Origin of the sequence: Microbacterium halimionae, from assembly GCF_011761265.1 — a bacterium.
Classification (GTDB): Bacteria; Actinomycetota; Actinomycetes; order Actinomycetales; family Microbacteriaceae; genus Microbacterium; species Microbacterium halimionae.
In genome coordinates, this window is the sequence record NZ_JAAOZB010000001.1 from 1,024,895 (window position 1) to 1,049,666 (window position 24,772).

33 protein-coding genes are annotated in these 24,772 nt (G+C 60.7%); 30 read left to right on the forward strand and 3 right to left on the reverse strand.

Features of this window, described 5'->3' with window-relative positions; genetic code table 11:
• Positions 1 to 11: 11 nt before the first annotated feature.
• From rplB to FHS06_RS04910, 28 genes are all read left to right on the forward strand, one after another.
• Entirely contained in the window at positions 12 to 851 is an 840-nt protein-coding gene (rplB, locus tag FHS06_RS04775; RefSeq protein ID WP_167046122.1) for a 50S ribosomal protein L2, read from the forward strand.
• Positions 852 to 864: 13 nt separating this feature from the next.
• On the forward strand, positions 865 to 1,146 hold the full coding sequence (gene rpsS, locus FHS06_RS04780) for a 30S ribosomal protein S19 (protein ID WP_141929808.1): 282 nt from the start codon (positions 865 to 867) through the stop codon (positions 1,144 to 1,146).
• Positions 1,147 to 1,185: 39 nt separating this feature from the next.
• On the forward strand, positions 1,186 to 1,584 hold the full coding sequence (rplV, locus tag FHS06_RS04785) for a 50S ribosomal protein L22 (RefSeq protein WP_165139808.1): 399 nt from the start codon (positions 1,186 to 1,188) through the stop codon (positions 1,582 to 1,584).
• Positions 1,584 to 2,333 carry a 30S ribosomal protein S3 gene (gene rpsC, locus FHS06_RS04790; RefSeq protein ID WP_167046125.1) on the forward strand — a complete coding sequence of 250 codons (750 nt, stop codon included), beginning with the start codon at positions 1,584 to 1,586 and terminating at the stop codon, positions 2,331 to 2,333. The genes rplV and rpsC overlap by 1 nt, the downstream gene beginning before the upstream one ends.
• Entirely contained in the window at positions 2,333 to 2,752 is a 420-nt protein-coding gene (gene rplP, locus FHS06_RS04795) for a 50S ribosomal protein L16 (RefSeq protein WP_167046130.1), read from the forward strand. The genes rpsC and rplP overlap by 1 nt, the downstream gene beginning before the upstream one ends.
• Positions 2,752 to 3,072 carry a 50S ribosomal protein L29 gene (gene rpmC / locus FHS06_RS14155; protein WP_167046133.1) on the forward strand — a complete coding sequence of 107 codons (321 nt, stop codon included), beginning with the start codon at positions 2,752 to 2,754 and terminating at the stop codon, positions 3,070 to 3,072. The genes rplP and rpmC overlap by 1 nt, the downstream gene beginning before the upstream one ends.
• Entirely contained in the window at positions 3,072 to 3,431 is a 360-nt protein-coding gene (gene rpsQ / locus FHS06_RS04805) for a 30S ribosomal protein S17 (RefSeq protein ID WP_182486526.1), read from the forward strand. Before rpmC ends, rpsQ begins: the two co-directional genes overlap by 1 nt.
• A gap of 32 nt (positions 3,432 to 3,463) precedes the next feature.
• Positions 3,464 to 3,832: a 50S ribosomal protein L14 gene (rplN, locus tag FHS06_RS04810; protein WP_167046136.1), complete on the forward strand. Its 369-nt coding sequence runs from the start codon at positions 3,464 to 3,466 to the stop codon at positions 3,830 to 3,832.
• 2 nt (positions 3,833 to 3,834) lie between these two features.
• A complete protein-coding gene (rplX, locus tag FHS06_RS04815; protein ID WP_167046139.1) occupies positions 3,835 to 4,194 on the forward strand; it encodes a 50S ribosomal protein L24 in 360 nt (119 codons plus the stop codon).
• Between the two features lie 2 nt (positions 4,195 to 4,196).
• Positions 4,197 to 4,784 (forward strand): 50S ribosomal protein L5, encoded by a 588-nt coding sequence (rplE, locus tag FHS06_RS04820; protein WP_167046142.1) that lies wholly within the window; start codon positions 4,197 to 4,199, stop codon positions 4,782 to 4,784.
• Between the two features lie 91 nt (positions 4,785 to 4,875).
• The gene (gene rpsH, locus FHS06_RS04825; protein ID WP_165139794.1) at positions 4,876 to 5,274 is read left to right on the forward strand and encodes a 30S ribosomal protein S8; all 399 of its coding nucleotides are present in this window, start codon (positions 4,876 to 4,878) and stop codon (positions 5,272 to 5,274) included.
• Between the two features lie 6 nt (positions 5,275 to 5,280).
• Positions 5,281 to 5,817, forward strand: coding sequence for a 50S ribosomal protein L6 (gene rplF / locus FHS06_RS04830; RefSeq protein WP_167046145.1), 537 nt, complete (start codon positions 5,281 to 5,283; stop codon positions 5,815 to 5,817).
• Between the two features lie 2 nt (positions 5,818 to 5,819).
• On the forward strand, positions 5,820 to 6,179 hold the full coding sequence (gene rplR, locus FHS06_RS04835; protein ID WP_167046148.1) for a 50S ribosomal protein L18: 360 nt from the start codon (positions 5,820 to 5,822) through the stop codon (positions 6,177 to 6,179).
• Complete coding sequence (gene rpsE, locus FHS06_RS04840) at positions 6,176 to 6,886, forward strand: 30S ribosomal protein S5 (protein ID WP_167046151.1); 711 nt, start codon at positions 6,176 to 6,178, stop codon at positions 6,884 to 6,886. Before rplR ends, rpsE begins: the two co-directional genes overlap by 4 nt.
• On the forward strand, positions 6,886 to 7,071 hold the full coding sequence (gene rpmD / locus FHS06_RS04845; protein WP_167046154.1) for a 50S ribosomal protein L30: 186 nt from the start codon (positions 6,886 to 6,888) through the stop codon (positions 7,069 to 7,071). The genes rpsE and rpmD overlap by 1 nt, the downstream gene beginning before the upstream one ends.
• Positions 7,071 to 7,634 carry a 50S ribosomal protein L15 gene (gene rplO / locus FHS06_RS04850; RefSeq protein ID WP_167046157.1) on the forward strand — a complete coding sequence of 188 codons (564 nt, stop codon included), beginning with the start codon at positions 7,071 to 7,073 and terminating at the stop codon, positions 7,632 to 7,634. Before rpmD ends, rplO begins: the two co-directional genes overlap by 1 nt.
• 111 nt (positions 7,635 to 7,745) lie before the next feature.
• The gene (secY, locus tag FHS06_RS04855) at positions 7,746 to 9,071 is read left to right on the forward strand and encodes a preprotein translocase subunit SecY (protein WP_167046160.1); all 1,326 of its coding nucleotides are present in this window, start codon (positions 7,746 to 7,748) and stop codon (positions 9,069 to 9,071) included.
• Positions 9,068 to 9,673 (forward strand): adenylate kinase, encoded by a 606-nt coding sequence (locus FHS06_RS04860; protein WP_167046163.1) that lies wholly within the window; start codon positions 9,068 to 9,070, stop codon positions 9,671 to 9,673. Before secY ends, FHS06_RS04860 begins: the two co-directional genes overlap by 4 nt.
• A 15-nt stretch (positions 9,674 to 9,688) precedes the next feature.
• Entirely contained in the window at positions 9,689 to 10,519 is an 831-nt protein-coding gene (gene map / locus FHS06_RS04865) for a type I methionyl aminopeptidase (RefSeq protein WP_167046166.1), read from the forward strand.
• 10 nt (positions 10,520 to 10,529) lie between these two features.
• Positions 10,530 to 11,204, forward strand: a complete 675-nt coding sequence (locus tag FHS06_RS04870) for a DsbA family protein (RefSeq protein WP_167046169.1) — start codon at positions 10,530 to 10,532, stop codon at positions 11,202 to 11,204.
• Positions 11,205 to 11,378: 174 nt separating this feature from the next.
• Positions 11,379 to 11,600 carry a translation initiation factor IF-1 gene (gene infA, locus FHS06_RS04875; RefSeq protein ID WP_047544504.1) on the forward strand — a complete coding sequence of 74 codons (222 nt, stop codon included), beginning with the start codon at positions 11,379 to 11,381 and terminating at the stop codon, positions 11,598 to 11,600.
• A 61-nt stretch (positions 11,601 to 11,661) separates the two neighbouring features.
• Positions 11,662 to 11,778 (forward strand): 50S ribosomal protein L36, encoded by a 117-nt coding sequence (gene rpmJ / locus FHS06_RS04880; RefSeq protein ID WP_165139771.1) that lies wholly within the window; start codon positions 11,662 to 11,664, stop codon positions 11,776 to 11,778.
• Positions 11,779 to 11,969: 191 nt separating this feature from the next.
• Complete coding sequence (gene rpsM, locus FHS06_RS04885; RefSeq protein ID WP_165139768.1) at positions 11,970 to 12,344, forward strand: 30S ribosomal protein S13; 375 nt, start codon at positions 11,970 to 11,972, stop codon at positions 12,342 to 12,344.
• A gap of 38 nt (positions 12,345 to 12,382) precedes the next feature.
• Positions 12,383 to 12,781 carry a 30S ribosomal protein S11 gene (gene rpsK, locus FHS06_RS04890; protein WP_167046173.1) on the forward strand — a complete coding sequence of 133 codons (399 nt, stop codon included), beginning with the start codon at positions 12,383 to 12,385 and terminating at the stop codon, positions 12,779 to 12,781.
• Between the two features lie 118 nt (positions 12,782 to 12,899).
• Positions 12,900 to 13,889 carry a DNA-directed RNA polymerase subunit alpha gene (locus FHS06_RS04895; RefSeq protein ID WP_165139762.1) on the forward strand — a complete coding sequence of 330 codons (990 nt, stop codon included), beginning with the start codon at positions 12,900 to 12,902 and terminating at the stop codon, positions 13,887 to 13,889.
• Between the two features lie 48 nt (positions 13,890 to 13,937).
• On the forward strand, positions 13,938 to 14,504 hold the full coding sequence (gene rplQ / locus FHS06_RS04900) for a 50S ribosomal protein L17 (protein WP_167046176.1): 567 nt from the start codon (positions 13,938 to 13,940) through the stop codon (positions 14,502 to 14,504).
• A 277-nt stretch (positions 14,505 to 14,781) separates the two neighbouring features.
• Entirely contained in the window at positions 14,782 to 17,097 is a 2,316-nt protein-coding gene (locus FHS06_RS04905; protein WP_167046179.1) for a glycosyltransferase family 2 protein, read from the forward strand.
• Positions 17,094 to 18,659, forward strand: a complete 1,566-nt coding sequence (locus FHS06_RS04910; RefSeq protein WP_167046181.1) for a glycosyl hydrolase family 18 protein — start codon at positions 17,094 to 17,096, stop codon at positions 18,657 to 18,659. The genes FHS06_RS04905 and FHS06_RS04910 overlap by 4 nt, the downstream gene beginning before the upstream one ends.
• On the opposite strand, the gene FHS06_RS04915 is transcribed toward FHS06_RS04910, so the two are convergent.
• Entirely contained in the window at positions 18,656 to 20,527 is a 1,872-nt protein-coding gene (locus FHS06_RS04915; protein ID WP_167046184.1) for an acyltransferase family protein, read from the reverse strand. The genes FHS06_RS04910 and FHS06_RS04915 overlap by 4 nt on opposite strands.
• A 65-nt stretch (positions 20,528 to 20,592) precedes the next feature.
• Between FHS06_RS04915 and truA the strand changes: the two genes are divergently transcribed.
• Together truA and FHS06_RS04925 are read left to right on the forward strand one after the other, a co-directional pair.
• Positions 20,593 to 21,465 (forward strand): tRNA pseudouridine(38-40) synthase TruA, encoded by an 873-nt coding sequence (truA, locus tag FHS06_RS04920; RefSeq protein ID WP_167046188.1) that lies wholly within the window; start codon positions 20,593 to 20,595, stop codon positions 21,463 to 21,465.
• A gap of 82 nt (positions 21,466 to 21,547) precedes the next feature.
• A complete protein-coding gene (locus tag FHS06_RS04925; RefSeq protein WP_167046191.1) occupies positions 21,548 to 22,237 on the forward strand; it encodes an endonuclease/exonuclease/phosphatase family protein in 690 nt (229 codons plus the stop codon).
• 27 nt (positions 22,238 to 22,264) lie between these two features.
• Here FHS06_RS04925 and FHS06_RS04930 read toward each other — a convergent pair whose 3' ends face one another.
• Both FHS06_RS04930 and FHS06_RS14300 read right to left on the reverse strand, forming a co-directional pair.
• Positions 22,265 to 22,819 (reverse strand): cell wall protein, encoded by a 555-nt coding sequence (locus FHS06_RS04930; protein ID WP_167046194.1) that lies wholly within the window; start codon positions 22,817 to 22,819, stop codon positions 22,265 to 22,267.
• Positions 22,820 to 22,919: 100 nt separating this feature from the next.
• On the reverse strand, positions 22,920 to 24,698 hold the full coding sequence (locus FHS06_RS14300; protein WP_167046197.1) for a DUF4012 domain-containing protein: 1,779 nt from the start codon (positions 24,696 to 24,698) through the stop codon (positions 22,920 to 22,922).
• Positions 24,699 to 24,772: the final 74 nt, after the last annotated feature.

A 24,772-nucleotide genomic window follows, 5' to 3' on the forward strand; every position in this document is an offset into this window, starting at 1 on the left:
GGACAACAGACATGGCTATTCGTAAGTACAAGCCCACGACCCCGGGTCGCCGCGGTTCGTCAGTGGCTGACTTCGCCGAGATCACGCGATCGACGCCTGAGAAGTCACTGCTGCGCCCGCTGGCCAAGACCGGCGGTCGTAACAACCAGGGTCGCATCACGACTCGTCACATCGGTGGTGGCCACAAGCGCCAGTACCGCGTTATCGACTTCCGTCGTAACGACAAGGACGGCGTGAATGCCAAGGTTGCTCACATCGAGTACGACCCCAACCGCACCGCACGCATCGCGCTGCTGCACTACTTCGACGGCGAGAAGCGTTACATCATCGCGCCCAACAAGCTGAAGCAGGGCGACGTCGTTGAGTCGGGAGCATCGGCTGACATCAAGCCGGGCAACAACCTGCCCCTTCGCAACATCCCTACCGGTACCGTGATCCACGCGATCGAGCTGCGTCCCGGCGGCGGAGCGAAGATGGCCCGTTCGGCTGGCGCCTCGGTTCGTCTTGTTGCTAAAGACGGTCCCTATGCTCAGCTGCGTCTCCCCTCGGGTGAGATTCGCAACGTCGACGTGCGCTGCCGTGCAACGATCGGCGAGGTCGGTAACGCCGAGCAGTCGAACATCAACTGGGGTAAGGCCGGCCGCATGCGCTGGAAGGGCGTTCGCCCGACAGTTCGTGGTGTCGCGATGAACCCGGTTGACCACCCGCACGGTGGTGGCGAGGGTAAGACGTCCGGTGGACGTCACCCCGTGTCGCCGTGGGGCCAGTCTGAGGGCCGCACGCGTCACGCCAACAAGGAAAGCGACAAGCTGATCGTCCGCCGTCGTACGGCCGGCAAGAAGCGTAAGTAGGTAGGAAGAGAAGATGCCACGTAGTCTCAAAAAGGGCCCCTTCGTCGACGAGCACCTGCTTCGCAAGGTCGTCGTTCAGAACGAAGCTGGATCCAAAAATGTCATTAAGACCTGGTCACGTCGTTCGATGATTGTGCCGGCCATGCTTGGCCACACAATTGCCGTGCACGACGGCCGCAAGCACATTCCTGTGTTCGTGAGCGAGACCATGGTCGGTCACAAACTGGGCGAATTTGCACCCACCCGAACCTTCCGCGGCCACGTGAAGGACGACAAGAAGGGTCGCCGCCGCTAACGCGGGGCGCTCTCTAGAGAGGACAGAGGAGGAGAACAAATGGTGGAATCCATCGCACGTGTGAAGCACATCCGCGTGACCCCTCAGAAGGCTCGTCGTGTCGTCGCGTTGATCAAGGGAAAGCAGGCGCAAGAAGCGCTCGCCATCTTGAAGTTCGCGCCGCAGGGTGCAAGTGAGCCGATTTACAAGCTCGTCGCCTCGGCCATCGCGAATGCTCGCGTTACGGCTGACAAAACGAACGAGTACCTGGACGAGCAGGACCTGTACGTGGCTAACGCGTACGTCGACGAGGGCACAACGCTGAAGCGTTTCCGTCCCCGCGCCCAGGGTCGTGCCTTCCAGATCAAGAAGCGCACGAGCCACATCACGGTTCTGCTTTCGACCCCCGTGGTCGAAGAGACTGTGGCCGCTGCATCGACGAAGAAGGCGAGCAAGTAATGGGACAGAAAGTAAACCCGTACGGCTTCCGCCTCGGTATCACCACGGACCACGTGTCACGTTGGTTCTCGGACTCCACAAAGCCCGGCCAGCGTTACGCCGACTACGTGGCCGAGGACATCAAGATTCGCAAGCTCCTGCTGTCGAACCTCGACCGTGCCGGCGTAAGCAACATTGAGATCGAGCGCACCCGTGACCGCGTCCGCGTCGACATCCACACTGCCCGTCCGGGTATCGTGATTGGTCGCCGTGGCGCGGAAGCCGAGCGCATCCGTACCGACCTCGAAAAGCTCACCAGCAAGCAGATTCAGCTGAACATCCTTGAGGTCAAGAACCCCGAGGCTGACGCTCAGTTGGTTGCTCAGGGTGTTGCCGAGCAACTCACCGGTCGTGTGGCTTTCCGCCGCGCGATGCGTAAGGGTATGCAGGGTGCAGAGCGCGCCGGCGCCAAGGGTGTTCGCATCCAGGTTTCTGGCCGTCTCGGAGGCGCGGAAATGAGCCGTTCGGAGTTCTACCGTTCGGGTCGCGTGCCGTTGCACACCCTTCGTGCCAACATCGACTACGGCTTCTACGAGGCTCGCACCACCTTCGGCCGCATCGGCGTAAAGGTCTGGATCTACAAGGGCGATCTCACCAATAAGGAACTCGCCCGCGAGCAGGCCAACCAGAAGCCTTCCCGTGATCGTGGCGACCGTCCGCGTCGTGCGCCTCGCAACGAGGCCCCTGTCGCAGAAGGAGCATCGGCGTAATGCTTATTCCCCGTAAAGTTAAGTTCCGCAAGCAGCACCACCCCGGCCGGTCCGGTCAAGCGACCGGTGGCACGGAGGTCAGCTTCGGTGACTACGGTATCCAGGCCCTCACCCCCGCATATGTGACAAACCGTCAGATCGAGTCAGCTCGTATCGCGATGACGCGTCACATCAAGCGTGGTGGAAAGGTATGGATCAACATCTATCCCGACCGTCCGCTCACAAAGAAGCCTGCTGAAACCCGCATGGGTTCTGGTAAGGGTTCACCGGAGTGGTGGGTCGCAAACGTCAAGCCGGGTCGCGTCCTTTTCGAGGTCGCCGGAGTCGACGAGCAGCTTGCTCGCGAGGCTCTGACCCGTGCCATTCACAAGCTGCCGCTTAAGGCACGCATCATCAAGCGCGAGGGGGGCGACGCATAATGGCGATCGGAACCAAGCAGCTCGCTCCGAGCGAGCTCGACACGTTCGAAGACCAGCGCCTCGTCGAGGAGCTGCGTAAAGCCAAGGAAGAGCTGTTCAACCTGCGCTTCCAGTCGGCTACAGGCCAGCTTGAGAGCCACGGTCGCATTCGTGCGGTCAAGCGCGACATCGCGCGGCTCTACACCGTGATCCGCGAGCGCGAGCTCGGCATTCGTGCCACTCCCGCTCCGGTTGCGGCCACGAGCAAGGCAAAGAAGACCAAGGCGAAGAAGTCTGAGGAAACCTCAGACACCGCCGCAGCTACGGAGGAGGCTGAGTAATGGCCACCGCACAAAAGAAGGCGCCCGCCACCAAGAGTGCAGAAGAGACCCCTGTGGTCGAAGCTGCTGGTTCTACGGGCAGCGACCACGACGTTCGCGATGCGAACGCGCGTGGTTACCGCAAGACGCGTCGTGGCTACGTCACGAGCGACAAGATGGACAAGACCATCGTTGTCGAGGTCGAAGACCGCGTAAAGCACCCCCTGTACGGCAAGGTCATCCGCCGTACGTCCAAGGTCAAGGTCCACGATGAGGGCAACACCGCCGGAATTGGCGACCTGGTGCTCATCAACGAGACCCGCCCGCTGAGCGCCACGAAGCGCTGGCGCCTCATCGAGATCCTCGAGAAGGCCAAGTAGGCCTCGGCCTCTTGGAACCCAAGGAGTAAGAAGTGATTCAGACTGAGTCCCGCCTCAAGGTGGCCGACAACACCGGTGCAAAGCAGCTGCTGACCATCCGCGTGCTCGGCGGCTCCAACCGCCGTTACGCAGGCCTGGGCGACATTATTGTCGCAACGGTCAAGGATGCGATTCCTGGCGGAAACGTAAAGAAGGGTGACGTTGTCAAAGCCGTCATCGTTCGCACCGTGAAAGAGACCCGTCGTTCCGACGGGTCCTACATCAAGTTTGACGAGAACGCCGCCGTCATCCTGAAGACCGACGGGGAGCCTCGTGGCACCCGCATCTTCGGACCGGTCGGTCGTGAGCTTCGCGACAAGAAGTTCATGAAGATCGTCTCGCTGGCCCCGGAGGTCATTTGATCATGGCGAAAATTAAGAAGGGCGACCTAGTTCAGGTCATCTCGGGCGCCAAGCCCGAGCGCGGCGGCGACCGTGGCAAGCAGGGCAAGGTCCTTGAGGTCCTTACCGAGCGCAACCGCGTCATCGTCGAAGGCGTGAACTACGTCACCAAGCACACCCGCGTGGGTCAGACCCAGCGTGGTACCAAGACCGGCGGCATCGAGACATTCGAAGCCCCCATCCACATCTCCAACGTGGCCGTCGTTGACCCCGAGACGAAGAAGCCGACCCGCGTCGGCCGTCGCGTCGAGGAGCAGGTCAAGGATGGCAACAAGCGCATCGTTCGCGTGCGCTTCGCTAAGAAGTCAGGCAAGGACCTCTGAATATGAGCACCGTGACTGCCGCGGAGGCTGGCAAGATCCAGCCTCGCCTCAAGCAGACGTACAAGTCGGAGATTCTTCAGAAACTCCAGGACGAGTTCGGCTACAAGAACGTCAACCAGATTCCTGGCCTCGTCAAGGTCGTCGTCAACACCGGTGTCGGTGAAGCGGCCCGTGACAGCAAGGTGATTGATGGTGCTGTCGCTGACCTCACCAAGATCACGGGCCAGAAGCCGGTTGTGACGAAGGCCCGCAAGTCCATCGCGCAGTTCAAGCTTCGCGAAGGACAGCCCATCGGCGCACATGTCACCCTCCGTGGTGACCGTGCGTGGGAGTTCATCGACCGCCTGGTGAACCTCGCGCTGCCGCGCATCCGCGACTTCCGCGGTTTGTCGCCCAAGCAGTTCGATGGTCATGGCAACTACACGTTCGGTCTCCAGGAACAGTCAGTGTTCCACGAGATCGATCAGGACAAGATCGACCGCGTTCGCGGATTCGACATCACGATCGTGACGTCGGCTTCGACGGATGACGAGGGCCGCTCATTGCTGCGTCACCTCGGCTTCCCGTTCCGCGGCGAGGGCGACAAGTAAGATCTTCTCTTGGGCATTTCGCCCACCACCACCACAGGTCGGCCGTCGTGTACCGGCGTACGAAACCTGGTGAACAAAGGAAACAAAACATATGACGATGACAGACCCGGTCGCAGACTTGCTGACCCGTCTGCGCAACGCGAACTCGGCGCACCACGATTCGGTGTCACTGCCGAGCTCCAAGCTCAAGACCCACATCGCTGAAATTCTCCAGAAGGAGGGTTACATCTCTGGTTGGGAGACTGCCGACGCTCGTGTTGGTCAGACGCTGACCCTCACGCTTAAGTACGGTCCCAACCGCGAGCGTTCGATTGCGGGCATCAAGCGCGTGTCGAAGCCCGGTTTGCGCGTGTACGCAAAGTCGACCGAGATCCCCACCGTCCTCGGTGGCCTCGGCGTTGCCATCCTGTCCACCTCCTCCGGTCTTCTCACTGACCGTCAGGCTGAGCAGAAGGGCGTGGGCGGAGAAGTTCTCGCCTACGTGTGGTGATCTGACATGTCACGTATTGGACGTCTTCCCATTGACATTCCCACCGGCGTCACGGTTTCGGTGTCGGGTCGGGATGTGGCCGTTAAAGGCCCCAAGGGTGAGCTGACGATTTCGGTGGCTATGCCCATCGAAGTCAGCGTCAACGAAGGACAGGTCGTCGTTACCCGTCCCGATGACGAGCGCGAATCGCGTTCGTTGCACGGTTTGACGCGCACACTCATCAACAACAACATCGTCGGTGTCACGACGGGCTACACCAAGGGCCTCGAGGTCGTTGGTACGGGTTACCGTGTCGCTCAGAAGGGCGGCTCGGTTGAGTTCGCCCTCGGCTTCTCGCACCCGGTTCTCGTTGAACCCCCCGCGGGGATCACCTTCACGGTAGAGGGCAACAACAAGCTCACCGTGAGCGGCATCGACAAGCAGGCCGTCGGCGAGGCGGCTGCGAACATCCGCAAGATTCGCAAGCCCGAACCCTACAAGGGTAAGGGTGTGCGTTACGCCGGCGAGGTCGTACGGCGCAAGGCCGGAAAGGCTGGTAAGTAACCATGGCTGTGAAGACGAAGTCCGACGCCCGCGCGCGTCGTCACACCCGCCTTCGCAAGAAGGTTGTCGGCTCCGAGCTGCGTCCGCGCCTGGTCGTGACCCGTTCCGCCCGTCACGTATTCGTGCAGGTAGTGGACGACACCAAGGGCTACACCGTTGCATCGGCATCTACGCTCGAAACCGATCTTCGTGCGCTCGACGGCGACAAGACCGCTAAGGCCCGCAAGGTCGGCGAACTTGTTGCAGAGCGTGCAAAGGCAGCCGGCGTCGTTGACGTCGTATTCGACCGTGGCGGCAACCGCTACGCGGGACGTGTCGCGGCTATCGCCGATGGCGCCCGCGAAGGGGGTTTGAACCTGTGAGCGAAAACAAGGAGAACAACGTGACCGCCGAGACCGAGGCTCCGGCCGCCGCGTCAGCCGAGGCCACCGCGCCCGCTGAGGGCGCGACGACCGAAGCTGCGACGACCACCGAGCGGGAGCCCCGCCGTGGTGGCCGGGAGCGCAATCCCAACCGTGAACGTAATTCACGCGACCGTGGTGACAACCAGTTCCTCGAGCGTGTTGTCACGATCAACCGCGTGTCGAAGGTCGTGAAGGGTGGACGTCGCTTCAGCTTCACCGCTCTCGTGGTCGTCGGTGACGGCAACGGTGTAGTGGGCGTCGGCTACGGCAAGGCGCGCGAAGTTCCTCTCGCCATCTCTAAGGGTGTCGAAGAGGCCAAGCGCAACTTCTTCCGTGTGCCGCGCGTCGGCTCGACAATTCCCCACCCGGTACAGGGTGAGGCTGCTGCTGGCGTTGTACTGCTGCGTCCGGCTTCTGCCGGTACCGGTGTTATCGCCGGTGGTCCTGTCCGCGCCGTACTCGAGTGCGCTGGTATTCATGATGTGCTGTCGAAGTCGCTTGGTTCGTCGAACACGATCAACATCGTGCACGCGACCGTTGCGGCCCTCAAGCAGCTCGAAGAGCCACGCTCGGTTGCAGCGCGTCGTGGACTTGACTTCGACCAGGTCGCGCCCGCACGTTTCATCCGTGCTGAGGCAGAAGCTGCGCAGAAGGTAGGTTCCTGATGGCTGAACGTCTGAAGGTGACGCAGACCAAGTCCAAGGTGAGCGAGAAGCAGAACCAGCGTGACACGCTGCGTTCGCTCGGTCTGAAGCGGATCGGCGACTCTGTCGTCCGTCCCGACGACGCGCAGACGCGCGGTTATGTCAAGACCGTTGCTCACCTCGTAAAGGTTGAGGAGATCAACTAATGGCTGAGAAGAAGGACGAGACGGCTAAGGCTGTCGCGACGGAGAAGCCGAAGGCTGCTCGCAAGCCCGCTGCCAAAAAGGCTCCGGCTAAGGCGGCAGCTCCGAAGGCTGCACCGGTCACCCGTCCGGGCGTGCTGAAGGTACACCACCTTCGCCCCGTCCCGGGTGCCAACACCGCGAAGACCCGTGTGGGTCGCGGTGAGGGCTCGAAGGGTAAGACCGCTGGCCGCGGTACCAAGGGAACAAAGGCTCGCTACTCTGTGCGCCCCGGTTTCGAAGGTGGCCAGATGCCGCTCCACATGCGTACGCCGAAGCTGCGCGGGTTCAAGAACCCGTTCCGCGTCGAGTACCAGGTGGTCAACCTGGAGAAGCTCGCTGAGCTTTATCCCTCAGGCGGCGACGTCACCATCGGTGACCTCGTGGCAAAGGGTGCAGTTCGCAAGAACGAAAAAGTTAAGGTGCTGGGCACCGGAGACATCGATGTCGCGATCAACGTGACTGTCGATAAGGTCTCTGGTTCTGCCGAGCAGAAGATTGTCGCTGCCGGCGGCACAGTTAAGTAATCGACTTTAGGGGTCGGAGGTAATCCTCCGGCCCCTCTTGTCTTTCCGGCTGGGATAGTCTGTCCTCGGTGCGCCTCGTGGGGCATCGACACCCGTTCTGGAGGAATCCACTTGTTCAGCGCCATCGCGCGGGTTTTCCGCACACCTGACCTGCGGCGGAAAATCGCCTTTACCTTGGGCATCATCGCCCTGTACCGTCTCGGTGCTCACGTGCCGTCGCCGTTCGTCGACTTCTCTAATGTGCAGGAGTGCCTCGCGGATTCCGGTGGCGCCGAGGGTCTGTTGTCGCTCGTCAACCTGTTTGCTGGCGGAGCGCTGCTGCAGCTTTCCGTCTTCGCACTCGGAGTGATGCCCTACATCACAGCGACGATCATCGTGCAGCTTTTGCGCGTTGTTATTCCGCACTTCGAGACTCTCTATAAAGAGGGACAGGCGGGCCAGGCTCGCCTGACGCAGTACACCCGCTACCTGACGATCGCGCTCGCGCTCTTGCAGTCGACGACACTCGTTACGGTGGCGCGGAGCGGTCAGCTCTTCGGCACGACCGATATTGCTTCGTGCGCGCAGGTTCTCACCAACGACGCGTGGTGGGCGCAGCTCCTCATGATCATTACGATGACCGCCGGTACCGGCCTCATCATGTGGTTCGCGGAACTCGTCACCGAGAAGGGAATCGGCAACGGAATGTCGATCCTCATCTTCACGTCGATTGCGGCTTCCTTCCCCTCCGCCATGTGGCAGATCTTCGAGGCGAACGGTTTCGAGGTCTTCCTGCTCGTGCTGGCTGTCAGCATCGTTGTCGTGGGGCTGGTGGTGTTCGTTGAACAATCTCAACGTCGAGTTCCTGTGCAATATGCGAAACGAATGGTGGGACGCCGCACCTATGGCGGTACGAATACGTACATCCCGATCAAGGTGAACATGGCCGGCGTTGTGCCCGTCATCTTTGCGTCGTCTCTCCTCTACATCCCGGCGCTGATCGCGCAGTTCAACATCACACCCGACGCTGATGGCAACATCCCTGGTTGGGTTACATGGGTACAGACAAACCTCACGACGGGTGACAGCCCGATCTACATGGCTGTCTACTTCTTGTTGATCGTCGGATTCACGTATTTCTACGTCGCCATCACGTTCAACCCGGTCGAAGTTGCCGACAACATGAAGAAGTACGGCGGCTTTATCCCAGGCATCCGTGCCGGGCGACCGACCGCTGAATATCTTGACTACGTGCTCACGCGCATCACGCTTCCTGGCTCGTTGTACCTCGGTCTGATCGCACTTATTCCGCTGATCGCGCTTTCGACTGTTGGCGCCAACCAGAACTTCCCGTTCGGTGGCGCGTCGATTCTCATCATCGTCGGTGTGGGTCTTGAAACTGTGAAGCAGATCGACGCTCAGCTTCAGCAGCGTCACTACGAAGGGCTCTTGCGATGACTGCGCCGGCCGCACGTTTGTTAATCGTGGGTCCCCAGGGTTCAGGTAAAGGAACCCAGGGTGCGCGCGTCGCCGAGGCGCTGGGGGTACCCGCAATTTCGACGGGCGACATGTTTCGCGCGGCGATCGCAGGCAAGACGCCACTCGGGCTTGAGGTCCAGGCGATCATCGAAGCCGGCGATCTTGTTCCGGATGAGCTCACGAGCGCTGTCGTTCGGGAACGCCTCAGCGAGACGGATGCCGCAGCAGGATTCCTGCTGGACGGCTACCCGAGAAACCTCGGCCAGGTCAGCGACTTCGATGCCTTTCTCACCGATCGCGGAGAAAAGCTGACGTCAGTGATCGAACTCAGCGTTCCACGCGACGAAAGCATAGAGCGACTGACGCTTCGGGCACAGCAGCAGGGGCGCACCGATGACACTGAAGACGTCATCGCTAATCGCCTGCGTATCTATGAGCGCGAGACTGCGCCGATTCTCGACGTCTACCGCGAACGCGGCATCGTCGACACTATCGACGGCGTTGGCACGCTGGATGGCATCACTGCTCGCGTAGTTTCGGCGCTTCAGGCTCGTGGCCTTTCCGCCGAAGCAGTGCGCTGAACGGCAAGAACTGTCGTGCTTCGTCGTTCGATATATAAGTCACCAGCTCAGCTTCGTGCAATGCGCGAGCCGGGTCTCATCACAGCTGCCGCGCTCGATGCTGTCCGCGCATTGATCGCTCCCGGGGTGACGACCTTGGAGCTGGATGCTGCGGCATCCGCTGTGATCACGTCCGCAGGCGCAAAATCTAACTTCCAGATGGTGCGTGGCTACCGGCACACGATCTGCGTCTCTGTGAATGAGCAGGTAGTTCACGGGATTCCCGGTGGACGCGTTCTGCGACCCGGGGACATCGTGTCGGTGGACGCCGGAGCGGAGTTGCGCGGCTGGAATGGTGATTCTGCGTTCACCGTCGTAGTGCCGGACGAGTCTCAACCAGACGTCGTCGCTGAGCGTGAAGAGCTTTCGCGCGTGACCGAAGGCTCGCTTTGGGCGGGGATCGCGTCGCTCGCAGATGCGTCACATATTGGCGAGATTGGCGCGGCAATTCAGGGCTACATCGAAGCGTCAGGTCATGACTACGGGATTCTTCGTGACTACGTCGGTCACGGCATCGGCCGCAAAATGCACGAATCGCCCTCTGTTTTCAACTATCGGGTGAGTGATCCGGGCGCCGAGATTAAGCCCGGACTTGTTCTTGCAATCGAGCCGATGGTCGTCGCGGGCTCTGAAGAAACATTCATCGAAGAGGATGACTGGACGGTATCGACCGTCGACGGTTCAGCTGGTTCACACTGGGAACATAGCGTCGCCGTGCATGATGACGGTATATGGGTGCTCACAGCGCCCGACGGAGGCAAAGCGGGGCTCGCGCCTTTCGGTGTGATTCCGCAAGAGATTCGATAGGAAAGTTTTCGTGGCCGCAGCTGCACGTAAAGTCAACACGTTCGTCATTGGCGTCACCATCGCGGTGGTCGTTGTCCTAGCTGGGGTGACAGCGCTCGTCGTATGGATGAACAGCGCTGCGAGCGACCCGGGAGTGGCTCCCGAGGCATCCAATGTGAACTCCGAAACTGGAGCGATTGTGTTCGGTGACGGCCCCGATGTGGTCGACACCTACATCGACTTCATGTGCCCCTACTGCAACCAGTTCGAGCAGAGTGAGGGTGACACGATTCAGGGGCTCATCGAGTCCGGCGACATTACGCTCAACGTGCACCCGGTCTCTATTCTTGATCGACTCTCGAACGGCACCGAGTATTCCAGCCGCTCAGCTGCAGCCATGTACGCAGTAGCTGCTGCCGACCCCGACAATGCTTACGCATTCCTTGAAGCAATGTACGCCAACCAGCCTGCCGAGAACTCCGATGGGCTGAGCGACGAGCAGATCATTCAGCTCGCGAGAGATGCCGGCGTTAACGTCACGAGTGATCTCGAAGACGCGATTACCTCGGGCGAATACACGAACTACGCGCAGTCGCAGTCGTTGCCTGACGGCGCGACAGGAACCCCCACGCTGGTAGTGAACGACGAGATCATCTCGATCACGTACGACCCGCAGACGGATATCCTCGCAAACCTGAGCAGCTAACGCTGTGAGCGACGCCGCTCGTGAGCGACGTCGCGGGCGTCATCGTGTTGCCGAGCTTGGTTTTATCACGTATGATCGTTCTTTGGTGCGTTGTGCCTTTATTGGCGTGTCGTAGCACCACACAACCCTTACCCAACGCAGATCGACCGGTCTGCACCAAGCGCGAGCGAGGATATGGCGAAAAAAGACGGTGTCATCGAGATCGAGGGCACAATATCCGAGGCGCTGCCCAATGCGATGTTTCGCGTAGAGCTCAGCAACGGACACAAGGTGCTGGCAACGATCTCAGGAAAGATGCGGCAGAACTACATCCGTATCATTCCCGAAGACCGCGTGGTGGTAGAGCTTTCGCCCTACGACCTCACGCGTGGTCGCATCGTTTACCGCTACCGCTAAACCGGTCGAGAAGTAACGGCTGCCCTCACCAGGCGGCACGAAGACAGCGAATAGGAACATCATGAAGGTTAAGCCCTCCGTTCGGCCCATCTGCGATCACTGCAAAGTGATCCGTCGTCACGGCCGCGTCATGGTTATCTGCAAGGCGAACCCTCGCCACAAGCAGCGCCAGGGCTAAGACGGATGTCGCGGCAACGCGGCAGTCTCTCTCACAACTGAATACACATCTCACCGGCAGCATCAGAACCTCTCGCCATTGCCGGCTATCCATTACTGGAAAGCCATCACTGGAAATGAGGGGGGACACCTCGGGCGGAGGCCCGGGCACCGATTCTGCTCCACACCTCCACATACTCCTAGGAGAGTCGCATGGCACGTCTTGCTGGCGTCGACATCCCGCGCGATAAGCGCGTGGTCATCGCCCTGACATACATCTACGGCGTTGGCCGTACCCGTTCCGTCGAAATCTTGAAAGCTACTGAGATCGACGAGAGCATCCGCGTGAAGGATCTCACCGACGAGCAGCTCGTCGTGCTTCGCGATCACATCGAAGGCACCTACAAGGTGGAGGGTGACCTTCGCCGTGAGGTTGCCGCCGACATCCGCCGCAAGGTTGAGATCGGCTCCTACGAAGGCGTGCGTCACCGCCGCGGCCTTCCGGTGCGCGGTCAGCGCACCAAGACCAACGCGCGTACCCGCAAGGGCCCCAAGCGCACCGTCGCCGGCAAGAAGAAGGCGCGCTAGGCCTCGCCAGCGCCCCAGGATTCTAGGAGATCAAAGCAATGGCACAGGCCAAAACTGCCGCGCGCAAGCCGCGCCGCAAGGAAAAGAAGAACATCGCGCTGGGCCACGCCCACATCAAGTCGACGTTCAACAACACAATCGTTTCGATCACCGACCCCTCCGGTGCCGTCATCAGCTGGGCATCGTCCGGCGGCGTCGGCTTCAAGGGCTCGCGTAAGTCGACACCGTATGCCGCTGGTATGGCCGCCGAATCGGCAGCTCGCCAGGCAGCTGAGCACGGTGTCAAAAAGGTCGACGTTTTCGTTAAGGGACCGGGTTCAGGTCGCGAGACCGCAATTCGTTCGCTGACGACTGCGGGTCTTGAGGTCGGTTCGATTCAGGACGTGACTCCTCAGGCCCACAACGGCTGCCGTCCCCCCAAGCGCCGCCGCGTCTGACTTCTCGGAGCCGGGGCACCCTCTTTGGTGCCCCGGCATCCGTGTGTCTTAAAACAACTCCATATCTCACCCACTGCACGTGTCATATAGCGGACATGTCGCACGAAAGGAACACATAGTGCTCATCGCACAGCGTCCCACCCTCACCGAGGAGAAGATCGGCGAATTCCGTAGCCGATTCATCATCGAGCCGCTGGAGCCCGGTTTCGGGTACACGATCGGTAACGCGCTGCGTCGCAGCCTTCTCTCTTCCATCCCGGGGGCTGCAGTAACCAGCATCCGCATCGACGGCGTGCTGCACGAGTTCAGCACGATCCCCGGTGTGAAAGAAGATGTCACCGAAATCATTCTGAACATCAAGCAGCTTGTTGTTTCGAGCGAGCGCGACGAACCGATCACTGCGTACCTGCGCAAGACCGGTGCGGGCGAAGTTACCGCCGCAGACATTTCGGCTCCCGCCGGTGTCGAGGTGCACAACCCCGAGCTCGTCATCGCAACTCTGAATGACACAGCGCGTTTTGAGCTCGAGCTCACGATCGAGCGTGGCCGCGGCTACGTTTCGGCAACGCAGAACCGCAACGAGTACGCCGAGGCCGGTCAGGTTCCGATCGACTCGATCTACTCGCCCGTGCTCAAAGTCAGCTACCGCGTTGACGCAACGCGTGCCGGTGAGCGTACCGACTTCGACAAGCTCATCCTCGATGTTGAGTCGAAGTCGTCGATGGCTCCCCGTGATGCCGTCGCCTCTGCCGGTCGCACTCTCACCGAACTTTTCGGTCTCGCTCGCGAGCTGAACGTTGAGGCCGAGGGTATCGAGATCGGCCCGCCGCCGGTTGAGACTGTGCACACGAACGAACTGTCGATGCCCATTGAGGACCTCGACCTTTCGGTTCGCTCTTACAACTGCCTCAAGCGCGAGGGCATCAACACAGTCTCCGAACTGGTTGCCCTCTCTGAGACGCAGCTGATGAACATCCGCAACTTCGGTCAGAAGTCGGTCGACGAGGTGCGCGACAAGCTCATCTCGCTCGGACTGTCGCTCAAGGATTCGGTGCCCGGTTTCGACGGCGCTCAGTTCTTCGGCGGTTACGACGAAGAGAACGTTTGACCTTCGGGCCGAACACCGACCGACTTTTCACTCTGGAGTATTTGAGACATGCCTAAGCCCACGAAGGGTCCCCGCCTTGGAGGCGGCCCCGCACACGAGCGTCTGCTGCTTGCGAACCTCGCGGCTGCCCTCTACACGCACAAGTCCATCAAGACCACTGAGACCAAGGCAAAGCGCCTTCGTCCGCTTGCCGAGCGTCTGATCACGTTCGCTAAGCGCGGCGATCTTCACGCTCGCCGCCGTGTTCTCTCGGTCATCGGTGACAAAGAAGTGGTTCACACTCTTTTCACCGAAATCGCACCGTTGGTTGCCGAGCGTGAGGGTGGCTACACCCGCATCACGAAGGTCGGAAACCGAAAGGGTGACAACGCACCTATGGCAGTCATCGAACTGGTTCTCGAGCCCGTTACGAAGAAGGCCTCTGCTGTCTCCAAGAAGGATGGCGCTAAGAAGGATGCTGCTGCTCCCGTCGCCGAAGAGGCAGCGGTAGAAGAAGCACCCGTCGAAGAGTCCGCAGCTGACGCTGGTGCGGAGTCGTCCGAAGAGGGCGAGGCCGCAGAGGCTGCAGCGGAAGAAGCTGTAGCGGCTCCCGCCGAAGAGTCTGACAAGGCGTAACACCGCCGGGCTCACGCCCCCAAATACGCGTGAAAAAAGAACCGCGGGCCCGAACGGGCTCGCGGTTCTTTTTTGTCAATGCATGCTCCGAGTTGTGTTCCGCAACGCCACCGCAAGATAGGCGCAAGATGCCACAAAGAAACACCAAGAGCGTGTATTTACTGGTGATCTTCAAAGCCGCGCGTGGTTGTCTGCAAGGGTGCGGCGACGATCGTGGCACGTTTTTTTGGGGAGGCGTGTGCTGGTGACGGCGCTGCCGGAATTGGGACCGGGTTAGATGTTGAAAGAACTTTCGGCGCCGAAACGGCGTCGGCAGTGGGGCACCGAGCGATCATGGATTCCGCTTCCGGCTATGCATCCTGCTCCGTCGACCGCGAAGCTTATTTGGGGAAACATCGCGATCTGGTCGACGATCGTCATCTGGGTGCTCTACGTCGTGAGTGTGGTGTTCACCCAACTCGTTGGCGGTGCGTTCGACACGACGCTGCGGATCGTGGAAGCGGTCTCATATGTGGTCGTCGTTACATTCCTGATGTTCTCGGCACTCATGTACCTTGTGGCGCGCCAGGGCGCATACGGACGCTTTCTCCACCATGAACGCGCGCCGCGTACCGAGCTCGACGACCATTTCGGCAGCTCGCACGAGCCGCTCACAGTGCTGATACCCTCATACGCCGAAGAGCCTTCGGTGGTGCGGAAGACGCTGTGGTCGGCTGCTCTGCAGGAATACCCATCGCTGCGAGTCGTCCTCCTTCTCGATGACAATCCGGAGCCGGATGACCAGGCAGACGCCGAGAGGCTGGCCTTGACGCGTGCTGTGCCCGCAGAGATCGAAGCAGCACTGCGCGAGCCAGCTGAGCGCTTCTCAGATGCCTGGCTGGAATGTTCTCACCAGTTGATGATCGATGGTGCTCCCGTCGAGACAGTGATGCCGACTCTCGTCGCTGAGTATCGCGTCGGTGTCGAGTGGCTTCGCGCAATGGCGGATGCCGAGCGAGACGACGACCACGTTGACGACTTTTTCATCGGCGAGGTGGTTGAAGGCCTCGCTGAGGACCTCGAAGAGACAGCGCTTGCTATCGAGGCCGCGATCGCGGCAGAGCACATGCTTAAGCCAGAGCGAATTCAGCAGCTCTTCCGACGATTGGCCTGGATCTTCTCTGCTGAGGTCACGTCGTTCGAGCGCAAACGCTACGCATCGCTATCGCACGAAGCAAACAAGGCGATGAACCTCAACTCATATATCGGTCTCATCGGCGGTCGATACCAGGAGCATGCGACGCCGGATGGCCGCATGCTGCGCTACGTACCGGGCACGGAACCTGCGGATTTCGTCATCCCCAACTCTGAGTTCATTCTGACACTCGACGCGGACTCATTGCTTCTTCGCGACTACTGCTTGCGTCTTGTCTACTTTCTCGAGCAGCCCGAGAATTCCCGCGTTGCCGTAACTCAAACTCCCTATTCTTCCTTTCGTGGCGCGCCCACCCGGATTGAACGATTGGCGGGTGCCACAACTGACGTGCAGCACATTCTGCATCAAGGTATGACAGCCCACAACGCAACCTTTTGGGTGGGAGCGAACGCGGTTATTCGCATGGAAGCTCTTGACGACATCCTTGAGATCGAGTCGTCTGGCGGCCTCGATGTGCGGCGTTACGTGCAAGACCGCACTGTCATCGAAGACACCGAATCGAGCGTCGACCTCGGCGAACACAGGTGGACTCTCGTTAACTACCCGGAGCGTCTGAGCTACAGCGCAACGCCCCCCGACTTCGGTTCGCTCGTCGTGCAGCGGCGCAGGTGGGCCAACGGTGGCCTGGTGATCTTGCCTAAGCTCTGGCACCAGATGCGAGAGCGTCGTCGCGACGGTATGCCGATGAAGGCGATGGAGGTCGCGCTTCGCGCCAACTATCTCGCCTCGATCATGTGGGCAAGCTTCGGTCTCGTCTTTCTGCTCGTCTATCCGTACGACAGCAGGCTCGTCAGCCCGCTCGTGTTCCTCGGCGCTATTCCCTACTTCGCTGCGATGGCAAGCGACCTGCACTACACCGGTTACAAGCGCACCGACATCTTTCGGATTTACGGGTTCAATCTCATCTTGCTGCCCGTCAACCTCGCGGGTGTTCTGAAATCGATCCAGCAGGCAATTACGGGAAAGAAGATTCCGTTTGCGCGGACCCCCAAAGTGAAAGATCGAATCGCTGCGCCCTTTATCTTCGTCGTGGTCCCGTACATCATCGTCGGGTTCTCGGCGTACATTGCATGGCAGAGTTTCTTTCAGCAAAACTGGTGGTTGTTTGGGTTTGCCGCCTTCAATACCGTCTGTGCGATGTGGGCGATCATCACGTATATCGGGCTGTGGAACTCGGTTGTCGATATCTGGCTAGGCCTCACCGACTGGATGTGGATAGACGCGTCGAAAGGCAACGGACTTGCGCCGGCGGCGGCGACCGTGGACTGGCAAGCAGCGCTGTACCGAGGCGCGGCAGCCCCAGGTCAAAAGGTGCGCGGTACTCCGCGTGACCGGTCTGTTGTAGAGGTCACAGAGACAGCTGAAGAGCACCCAGCCGACGCGGCGAACGCAGTATGAGGTCCGCGAAGCCTCGCGTTGGTAGGCACAGCGGCAAACGGCTGTCGTGGTGGAGATTTCTTCTCGCCGTCGTAGCGGTAGCCGTCGTTGCCATCGGTGCAGTGTTCCTCGTGCGAACAGCTGTCGCGCCGGTGGTCGCCGAGGCCGATGGGTCTGACGCGACCACTCCCTGGTTCGGGGGATACATGGACGTGACCCTCGCAGATGACTACCAACTTCCCAACAGCCTTGATGCTGACACCGCGACAACAGTGCTTGCCTTCGTGGTGGCCGATCCGAAAAACGAATGTGAGCCCACCTGGGGCGGCGTGTACGACCTTGACGAGGCTTCGGACAACCTCGACATAGATCGGAACATCGCGCGATATCGACAAGCGGGCGGAGACGTTGTCGTCTCGTTCGGCGGTATGGCCAATGATGAGTTGTCGACTGTGTGCAGCGATCGTTCCGCACTCGCGGATGCATACTCCTCTGTCGTGGATCGGTACGATCTCGACACGGTAGACCTCGATATCGAAGGCGATGACCTTCTCGATACGGTTGCCGGTGCGCTGCGCGCCGATGCCATTGCCACAGTGCAGGCCGAGCGGGCGGCAGACGGCCACGATCTTGCTGTGTGGATGACACTTCCTGTCTCACCCGACGGTCTCACCGATGACGGTGTGAGAGCTGTGCAGCAGATGCTGCAAGCTGGAGTGACGCTTGCCGGCGTAAACCTCATGACAATGGACTACGGCGTGGACCTTGACGGGGCGACGATGGCTGCGGCATCCGAATCTGCCATCGAAGGCGCCAATGCGCAGCTCGTGCGTATTTACACCGACGCTGAGATCAAGCTGCCCGGTGGTGAGGCCTGGAGCATGCTGGGTGCAACGCCAATGATCGGTCAGAACGACATTGCAGGAGAGGTTTTCACGCTGAAGGATGCCGCGACGCTCAACGCATACGCCGTCAAGAAGGGTCTGGGGCGCATGTCGATGTGGTCGCTCAACCGAGACCGAACGTGCGGAGAGAACTACCCCAACACGATGGTGGTTTCGAACGAGTGCAGCGGCGTCGACCAGGGCGGCGAGAGCTTCGCGACAGCGCTCAGCGCTGGGTTCGATGGATTGCCGGGCCCCATCCCAACCGCAACACCTACGCCGATTACTACAGCGATCGTTGATGACCCAGAAAGCAGTCCGTTCCCGGTCTGGACGCCGAAACAGTCATACTCGGCAGGGGTGAAGGTTGTGCGGCAGGGCTACGTGTACGTCGCGAAGTGGTGGACGGACGGCGAGTCGGACCCGGCCGATCCGACCGTGAGCGCGGTCGATTCGCCGTGGCTGTATGTCGGCCCGGTGCTGCCTACGGACCAACCCTTCACGCTGCCGACGGTGGCTGAAGGCACCTACGCCCCGTGGGATAAAGAGACGAACTACCCCGCCGGTGAGCGCGTCGTCGTAAAGAATGTGCCGTTCGTTGCCAAATGGTGGACGCAGGGAGAGGACCCGATGGACGCGGTGACTGACCAGACGCAGAGCGCGTGGGAACTCCTCGACTCGGACTCGGTGAGCCGTTAAGGCAGTAAATCTTGACCGGCACGCGCCAACTGTGCCCGCTGCAGATCCTTCATTGCGGTGTCGACCGTGTCGCAGAAAATGCGTCCGCCGGATTCCCCAGGATGGATTTTGTCGCCAGACAGCAGATCGATGTGGGGCGCAATTGCGCCAGACCAGTCGGCGAGCTCGACGTTGCGGTGTATGGCCGAGAAACGAGCGAGCTCAGCATTGACACCATCGATCCAATCGCGAGGCGCAAAAGCGTTTACAAGGATGAGCTGTCGCGTCGGGCCGACGATACTTTCAATGCGATCAAGCGCCTCGACGTCGATGGCGCCGTTCGTTCCGAGTGCGACGATGACGTGATCACGGAGTCGTCCTGAATCAGCGAGATCCTGCAGTACGCTGACGCCCTGCCACATCGATCTGGAGACTGCTGCGTCAATGGCGATACCGGGGAAACGCTCGATGAGAGCGGGAGCCGATGCGAGCATGACGGAGTCGCCGACAGCTGAAATCTGGTCGCCTTGGATCGGTTCCAGAGCCGGTAGCGGTTTCGGGAACAGCGTGCGTGGGGCCGGGGGTACCTTGTGGCGTGCCTGCTCGACGGCCGCCGCGCCTGCCGCGACAACCGCCTCGCTCGATGTAACAGCGGGCGCTGCGGCAACGGCGGCGGACGTGCCGCCGAGCACGAGGGCAAATGCTGCGAGAGCAGCGATCGCTCGGAATCGAGATGCCGGAGCGCCTCGGAGGTGCTCGAGGAGCCGAGAAACACAGACGCGGAAGCCGTAGCGGCGCACCGGAACTTCGAGATAGCGGTACGAGAGCGCAGCGGCAACGACGGTGATGACGACGGCCACTACTCCTATTGTCACTGGCACGTTGGATGCGGCGGTGCTCTGCGACGTCGCCGACATCAGAAGGACCAGAATCGGCCAGTGCCAGAGGTAAAGACCGTACGATCTACGTCCTATCCACCTGAGTGGTGGCGCGTCGAGTGCACGTCCGATGCCCACGCCGGGCCACGAGCCAGCGACGATCGCCACGCCGGTGAGGATACCGGCGGTCAACAGCACGCCCGGGAACGAGGCGACTCCGTCGACCTCTGGGAGGAGGGCGACGCCGATGAGCGCCGCGATTGCTGCCGCCCCCACGGCGCCCACGGCGACGCGAACGAGCAGGAGGTGCATCCTGGGTCGAGGATCTGATAGCGCCCGCTTCATCCCGAAGGCGAGTGCGACCCCGATGAGCAGCCCGAAACCGTGAGATTCGGTTCCGAAGTATGCGCGGGTGAGGTCGCCGCCGGTGGATACGAGTACTGCCATCCAGGCCGCTGAGACGACAGCGAGCGCTGACGCGATGAGTACACGAAATCTGGCCCGTGGGATCAGCAAGAAAAGCGGCAGAATGAGCGGCCAGACGACGTAGAACTGCTCTTCGACCGCGAGCGACCAGAGGTTTCGAAAGAGCTCCGGCATGGCCGCGTTGAAGTATGCAGAGCCGTCCGCAATCGACACCCAGTTGTAGCTGAAGGTAACGGCCGATAAAAGTTGCTGACCGAGGCGTACCAAGACGTCGCCGCCGACAATCCACGCGAGAGAGGAACAGACGGTGAGAACAAGCGCAAGCGCGGGCAAGAGTCGTCGCGCTCGTCGTCGCCAGAATGAAAAAAGCGCGATTTTTCCAGTGCTCACGCGCTCACGGAGTAGGAGCGATGTAATGAGAAATCCGCTTATGACGAAGAAAACGTCGACGCCGATAAAGCCGCTCTGAAAGATCCAACCAGGGAAAAGGTGATAGAGCACAACGAGGATCACTGCGACTGCGCGCAGGCCATCAAGGCCCGCGTAGCGCGCGGTCTTCGGGGGAGGGCTGGCGGCAGTTTTCATCGGCTTGGGACGACAAAAGCGGGCTCGTCCACGCTTGATCCTACGCGCCCGGATACGCTGGTTCGATGCGCATTCGCCTTGACATCGCCTACGACGGTTCGCACTTTCGTGGCTGGGGGATTCAACCGGGACTTCGCACTGTGCAGGGGAGCCTCGAAGGTGCGTTGGAACGCATTTTGGGCGGGCAAACCAGGCTTGTCGTTGCGGGCCGTACCGATGCTGGAGTGCACGCCACCGGCCAGGTCGCGCACGTCGACCTCGATGACAAGCAGACCGGGCGCCTGCGCCAGCGGCGCGGCAACCAGGGCGAGCCAGCTGATGCGGTGACCGAACTTGGGCACCGCTTGCGTGGAATTCTCGGCAGCTATGCCGACGTCACAGTGACACGGGCGAGTGTGGCACCCGACGGGTTCGACGCGCGCTTTTCTGCCATTTGGCGCCGCTATCGTTACCAAATTTCTGACTACGTCACGGGCTATGACCCGCTTTCACGACACGATCGGACGAATGTCAAAGGCGTACTCGATCTCGACGCCATGAATGCCGCTGCGAGCTCGCTCGTCGGTCTTCATGATTTTGCTGCGTACTGCAAACCCCGCGAACGCGCCACCACAGTGCGCACGCTCCTCAACTTCGAATGGGAGCGCGACGGGGACGGCGTTGTCGTGGCCGCTGTGCGTGCAGACGCCTTCTGTCACAGCATGGTCCGCGCGCTCGTGGGGGCCTGTGTCTCGGTAGGTCTTGGCCGGATGGACGTCGATGATGTCGCAGCGCTCCGCGACGCGAGAGAGCGCACAAGCGCCATTCCGGTCATCGCCGCGCGCGGGTTGACCTTCACCGAGGTGGGTTACCCTTCCAACGATTTGTTGGCTCTTCGTGCCGAACAGACAAGGGCGCGCAGAAAGCTAGCGATAGAGCAGGAGCAGGAGCAGGAGTAGAAAATGGCGTTTCGAAACTTTCCTTTGTGTCTGTCGAGAGATCGTGTCCAACGACCGGTGCGGGCCTAGGCTGGGCAACACCATGAAGGTCATTTCTTACAACCTGCGTAAGCACAAAGCTGTCGGAGAGATTGCTGCTCTCGTCGAGAGCCATGCTGCCGATGTGCTCTGTTTACAAGAAGCCGACACGACCGATATTCCCGCCCAATTCGGCGAGCTTCGGCTCGCGGATGCTACGCGACGCAACCGTCTCGGTCTCGCTGTCTATTATCGCGAGAGCACGTTTCGGCTTGAAGAAGTGTGCACGATGGCGCTGAAGAAGTCGCTTCACGATCGAGTGCTGAGGCCAGCCGAGGAACGGATGCTCGGGGTACGCCTCCATGACATTGATCATGGCCGCGATCTCATCGTCGCCTCTTTTCATGCGGCGCCGCTCACCGCTTTGAACTCGTTACGGCGTCATCAGATCCGCACTGCACTGGCGCAGCTGCAGACGCTCGGAACCGAGCTGCCGGTGCTTATGGTTGGCGACTACAACTACCCGGTCTTCAAAGAGAATCTGGGGATCAAGGTGCGTGACCAGGGCTACCAGCTCACGCTCAGCGACGCGCGCACGTACACGCGTTATCGTTTCTTTCGCGGCCACTACGACTTCGCGACGTCGACCGGCTTCGATATCTCTCGCATCCGCACATTGCCGCAGGGACTGAGCGACCACCTGCCGATTTTGGTCGACGCTGAGCTCGAAGCTGCAGCCGCAAAACTCGCCTGAGGTGAAGCGCGCCCACGGGGGCTGTTGCTACGCGTTCGCCTTGCGCTGGCGGTGAACTGTTGCGGCTACCGCGATAGCGCCACCGGCAAGCACGAGGGCTCCGCCACCGACCCAGAAGCCCAAGAGGCTGGCCGACTGGAACCCGGTTGTCGGAAGGGATCCGACTGTGACAGTAACGGTGTCTCCAGGAGAAGATGATGAAAACACCGCGATATTGTAGGCGCCGTTCGCGTTCTCAGGAAAGTTGATTGAGACCGGGTCAAGTCCGCCGTCAGAATTAGCTTTGGCGTCAGCGTAAGTTTTCGTCTCAACGGCAAAACGGACCATGCCGAACGTAATCTCGTTGGCGTTTTGGCCGGTCACAGTGATAGTGACCGTCTCGCCGGGGATGAATGTTCCGTCGGCAACGCTGAGATCAACCGAGCCGCCCTGCTCGATCGTTGCCGATGACACCTGCGCCGAATCGCTCGCGGGGTATGCGCTGGCGCTCGCTGCGAGGGGCGAAGCGACAACCGCAGCTGCGGAGAGTATGAGGGCGGCGGTGGCTCGCGCCAGTGAAGCCTTCACGAGGATGAGCTTCATGGTGCGCTGCGCTTTCTGATGGTCATGTCGCCGTGACAAGCGGTCAAAACAAGTAAAGAGAGTGCCATCTTGGTTCTCGACGACGAATCCCTTAGGTCGATTATCCCGAAACTTCGCACGATAGCGCAACACTAGCTGTGTCTGCGGTGTTAATTGTTGGCGTTTCCTGCACACTCAAGGACGGCGTATGAGGCGTGCGTACTCGAACAAGCGCCGTCGACTCCTGGCCCGGAGTCAGATCTGTGCTCCAGGTGAGCACCCGCCTGCCGTCGTGTTCACCCCCGCCGAAGCCTGTCGTCGTTACGGTTCCCGTCGTTACCGCGCTGACGACCTCGGAGCCCTCCGGAAGGTAGAGGTAGACAACTGTTCGCGTGACACCGGGCGTCACACCGAAGCCGCCGCCACCGGTGATGTACGAGGGTAGATTCGCAGCGTCCGCGGGCGCATTGTCGCGTAAACGTACCGTGAGAGCGGCGTCGGAGGTTTCGCCGCCGTCGCTGCACCAGCCCACGGCCGAATCCAGCTGCATGTAGTAGTCCATTTTGGAACCTGTGCCATCGTTGGCATACACACCGAAAGTGGTTTGACTGTCGTCAGTGACCGGCAGATCGCCCTGCAGCGTCGTGCCGTCGAGCACCGACTGGTCGTCGGCATCCGCATTCCAAATAAGCAGGCGCCGCTCTGATCCCGCACGCGAGAGTGCGGAAATCAGTGTCGCGGGATCTGCTTGCCCCGACGCGAGCTTCTCAAAGACGGCGGCGGTTGCTGCGGCGAAGAAAGCATCTTGCTCGGCAGGCACGTCGTAACGCTGATAAACCTCATTGAGCAGAAGCGATACCGCGTTGTCGCTCGAGAGCACGTCGCCGCTTGGCAGGGTCACGGGGCCTGTTGCTTCCAACACGTAAGACAGCGTCACAGGATCGATAGCGATGACACCGTCGACGGTTTGTCCGGTTTCGCGGAGCCACATTGCCTGCGCGAGCTCGCCGCTGAGAGAGAAGTCCGGCACCTGAGTGATGTTTTGGATGTAGAGCGCTGGTTTGTCGTCATAGATCGCGAGAATCTCATCGCTCAACGGAATCACTCCGCCGTCGTAGCGCGAGAAATCACCCGACGATGCTTGGGCGCCGAGCGAGATGCTGCCGGCATCGGTGTGGACGACAGTGGTGGCGCCTACGATTCCACCGAGCGAACGCCATTCGGCGTTGTTCTGGAAAACGACGAGATAATCGCGCGGGCCGTCAGATCCGAGCATTGCGGGCATCAAAACTGCGGCTTTCGCCACCGCGTCAATAGCCGTGTGCGTTTGGTCTAGGAGAACTCCAATCTCCGTTACCGCTGTCTGTAACGGTGGGAGAAGCGCCGACGAATCGATGGCGTGAACGGATGCTGCGGCTTCACCCACATCGCTCGCGCCGGTAGCCGCGGCATCCGCTACCGATTCCAAGGGTGTCGTGTCGAAAGTGCCATCGACGGGGCGCAGGGTGTCGAGGGAAAACGTTGTTCCTACTTCGACGAGTGGGCTCAATGCTTCTGAGGCCACCTGGTCCGCTGCTGCGGCAATCGTGGATACAGCCTGTAGCTGGGGTCCTATCCAGGGCAGGGTTTCAACCGCACGCCACACCGGGTCGGATGTGAGCTCGCGGGCGGCAGCAGTGTCATTCGCGATCTGCGGCACAGCGCTCGTTGCGATTGTTGGGTCGCTGAGGTCCGCTGCAACTTCGCGCGCGGTCGCTTGAGCACCAGTGAGATGGCCGTACGCGAGGTAGGCGCGCACGCCGATCCAGGCGAACACAGCGAGCACGATGACGAGAACACTGACCAGCGTCCATGCGACGATGTGTCCGGCGCGGGCTTTTGTCGGAGGAGCAGAGGTCACCCCCATACTTTAGGCGCTGCGAACGCTGGCGCGAATAGACTGATCGTCAGGTCGGATACAGAAGGCGCGGCGCG

Bases quoted from the DNA above. Each gene is read 5' to 3' on its own strand.
- rplE (WP_167046142.1), top strand. From the start codon at position 4,197: ATGAGCACCGTGACTGCCGCGGAGGCTGGCAAGATCCAGCCTCGCCTC.
- truA (WP_167046188.1), top strand. From the start codon at position 20,593: ATGCGCATTCGCCTTGACATCGCCTACGACGGTTCGCACTTTCGTGGC.
- rpmD (WP_167046154.1), top strand. From the start codon at position 6,886: ATGGCTGAACGTCTGAAGGTGACGCAGACCAAGTCCAAGGTGAGCGAG.
- rpsQ (WP_182486526.1), top strand. From the start codon at position 3,072: ATGGCCACCGCACAAAAGAAGGCGCCCGCCACCAAGAGTGCAGAAGAG.
- rplX (WP_167046139.1), top strand. From the start codon at position 3,835: ATGGCGAAAATTAAGAAGGGCGACCTAGTTCAGGTCATCTCGGGCGCC.
- rplO (WP_167046157.1), top strand. From the start codon at position 7,071: ATGGCTGAGAAGAAGGACGAGACGGCTAAGGCTGTCGCGACGGAGAAG.
- rpsM (WP_165139768.1), top strand. From the start codon at position 11,970: ATGGCACGTCTTGCTGGCGTCGACATCCCGCGCGATAAGCGCGTGGTC.
- infA (WP_047544504.1), top strand. From the start codon at position 11,379: ATGGCGAAAAAAGACGGTGTCATCGAGATCGAGGGCACAATATCCGAG.
- FHS06_RS04915 (WP_167046184.1), bottom strand. From the start codon at position 20,527: ATGAAAACTGCCGCCAGCCCTCCCCCGAAGACCGCGCGCTACGCGGGC.
- rplV (WP_165139808.1), top strand. From the start codon at position 1,186: ATGGTGGAATCCATCGCACGTGTGAAGCACATCCGCGTGACCCCTCAG.
- FHS06_RS04860 (WP_167046163.1), top strand. From the start codon at position 9,068: ATGACTGCGCCGGCCGCACGTTTGTTAATCGTGGGTCCCCAGGGTTCA.
- rplF (WP_167046145.1), top strand. From the start codon at position 5,281: ATGTCACGTATTGGACGTCTTCCCATTGACATTCCCACCGGCGTCACG.
- rpmC (WP_167046133.1), top strand. From the start codon at position 2,752: ATGGCGATCGGAACCAAGCAGCTCGCTCCGAGCGAGCTCGACACGTTC.
- rplQ (WP_167046176.1), top strand. From the start codon at position 13,938: ATGCCTAAGCCCACGAAGGGTCCCCGCCTTGGAGGCGGCCCCGCACAC.
- FHS06_RS04925 (WP_167046191.1), top strand. From the start codon at position 21,548: ATGAAGGTCATTTCTTACAACCTGCGTAAGCACAAAGCTGTCGGAGAG.
- rpsS (WP_141929808.1), top strand. From the start codon at position 865: ATGCCACGTAGTCTCAAAAAGGGCCCCTTCGTCGACGAGCACCTGCTT.
- rplP (WP_167046130.1), top strand. From the start codon at position 2,333: ATGCTTATTCCCCGTAAAGTTAAGTTCCGCAAGCAGCACCACCCCGGC.
- rpsK (WP_167046173.1), top strand. From the start codon at position 12,383: ATGGCACAGGCCAAAACTGCCGCGCGCAAGCCGCGCCGCAAGGAAAAG.
- rpsH (WP_165139794.1), top strand. From the start codon at position 4,876: ATGACGATGACAGACCCGGTCGCAGACTTGCTGACCCGTCTGCGCAAC.
- rpsC (WP_167046125.1), top strand. From the start codon at position 1,584: ATGGGACAGAAAGTAAACCCGTACGGCTTCCGCCTCGGTATCACCACG.
- FHS06_RS04930 (WP_167046194.1), bottom strand. From the start codon at position 22,819: ATGAAGCTCATCCTCGTGAAGGCTTCACTGGCGCGAGCCACCGCCGCC.
- rpmJ (WP_165139771.1), top strand. From the start codon at position 11,662: ATGAAGGTTAAGCCCTCCGTTCGGCCCATCTGCGATCACTGCAAAGTG.
- rplR (WP_167046148.1), top strand. From the start codon at position 5,820: ATGGCTGTGAAGACGAAGTCCGACGCCCGCGCGCGTCGTCACACCCGC.
- FHS06_RS04905 (WP_167046179.1), top strand. From the start codon at position 14,782: ATGTTGAAAGAACTTTCGGCGCCGAAACGGCGTCGGCAGTGGGGCACC.
- FHS06_RS04910 (WP_167046181.1), top strand. From the start codon at position 17,094: ATGAGGTCCGCGAAGCCTCGCGTTGGTAGGCACAGCGGCAAACGGCTG.
- rplB (WP_167046122.1), top strand. From the start codon at position 12: ATGGCTATTCGTAAGTACAAGCCCACGACCCCGGGTCGCCGCGGTTCG.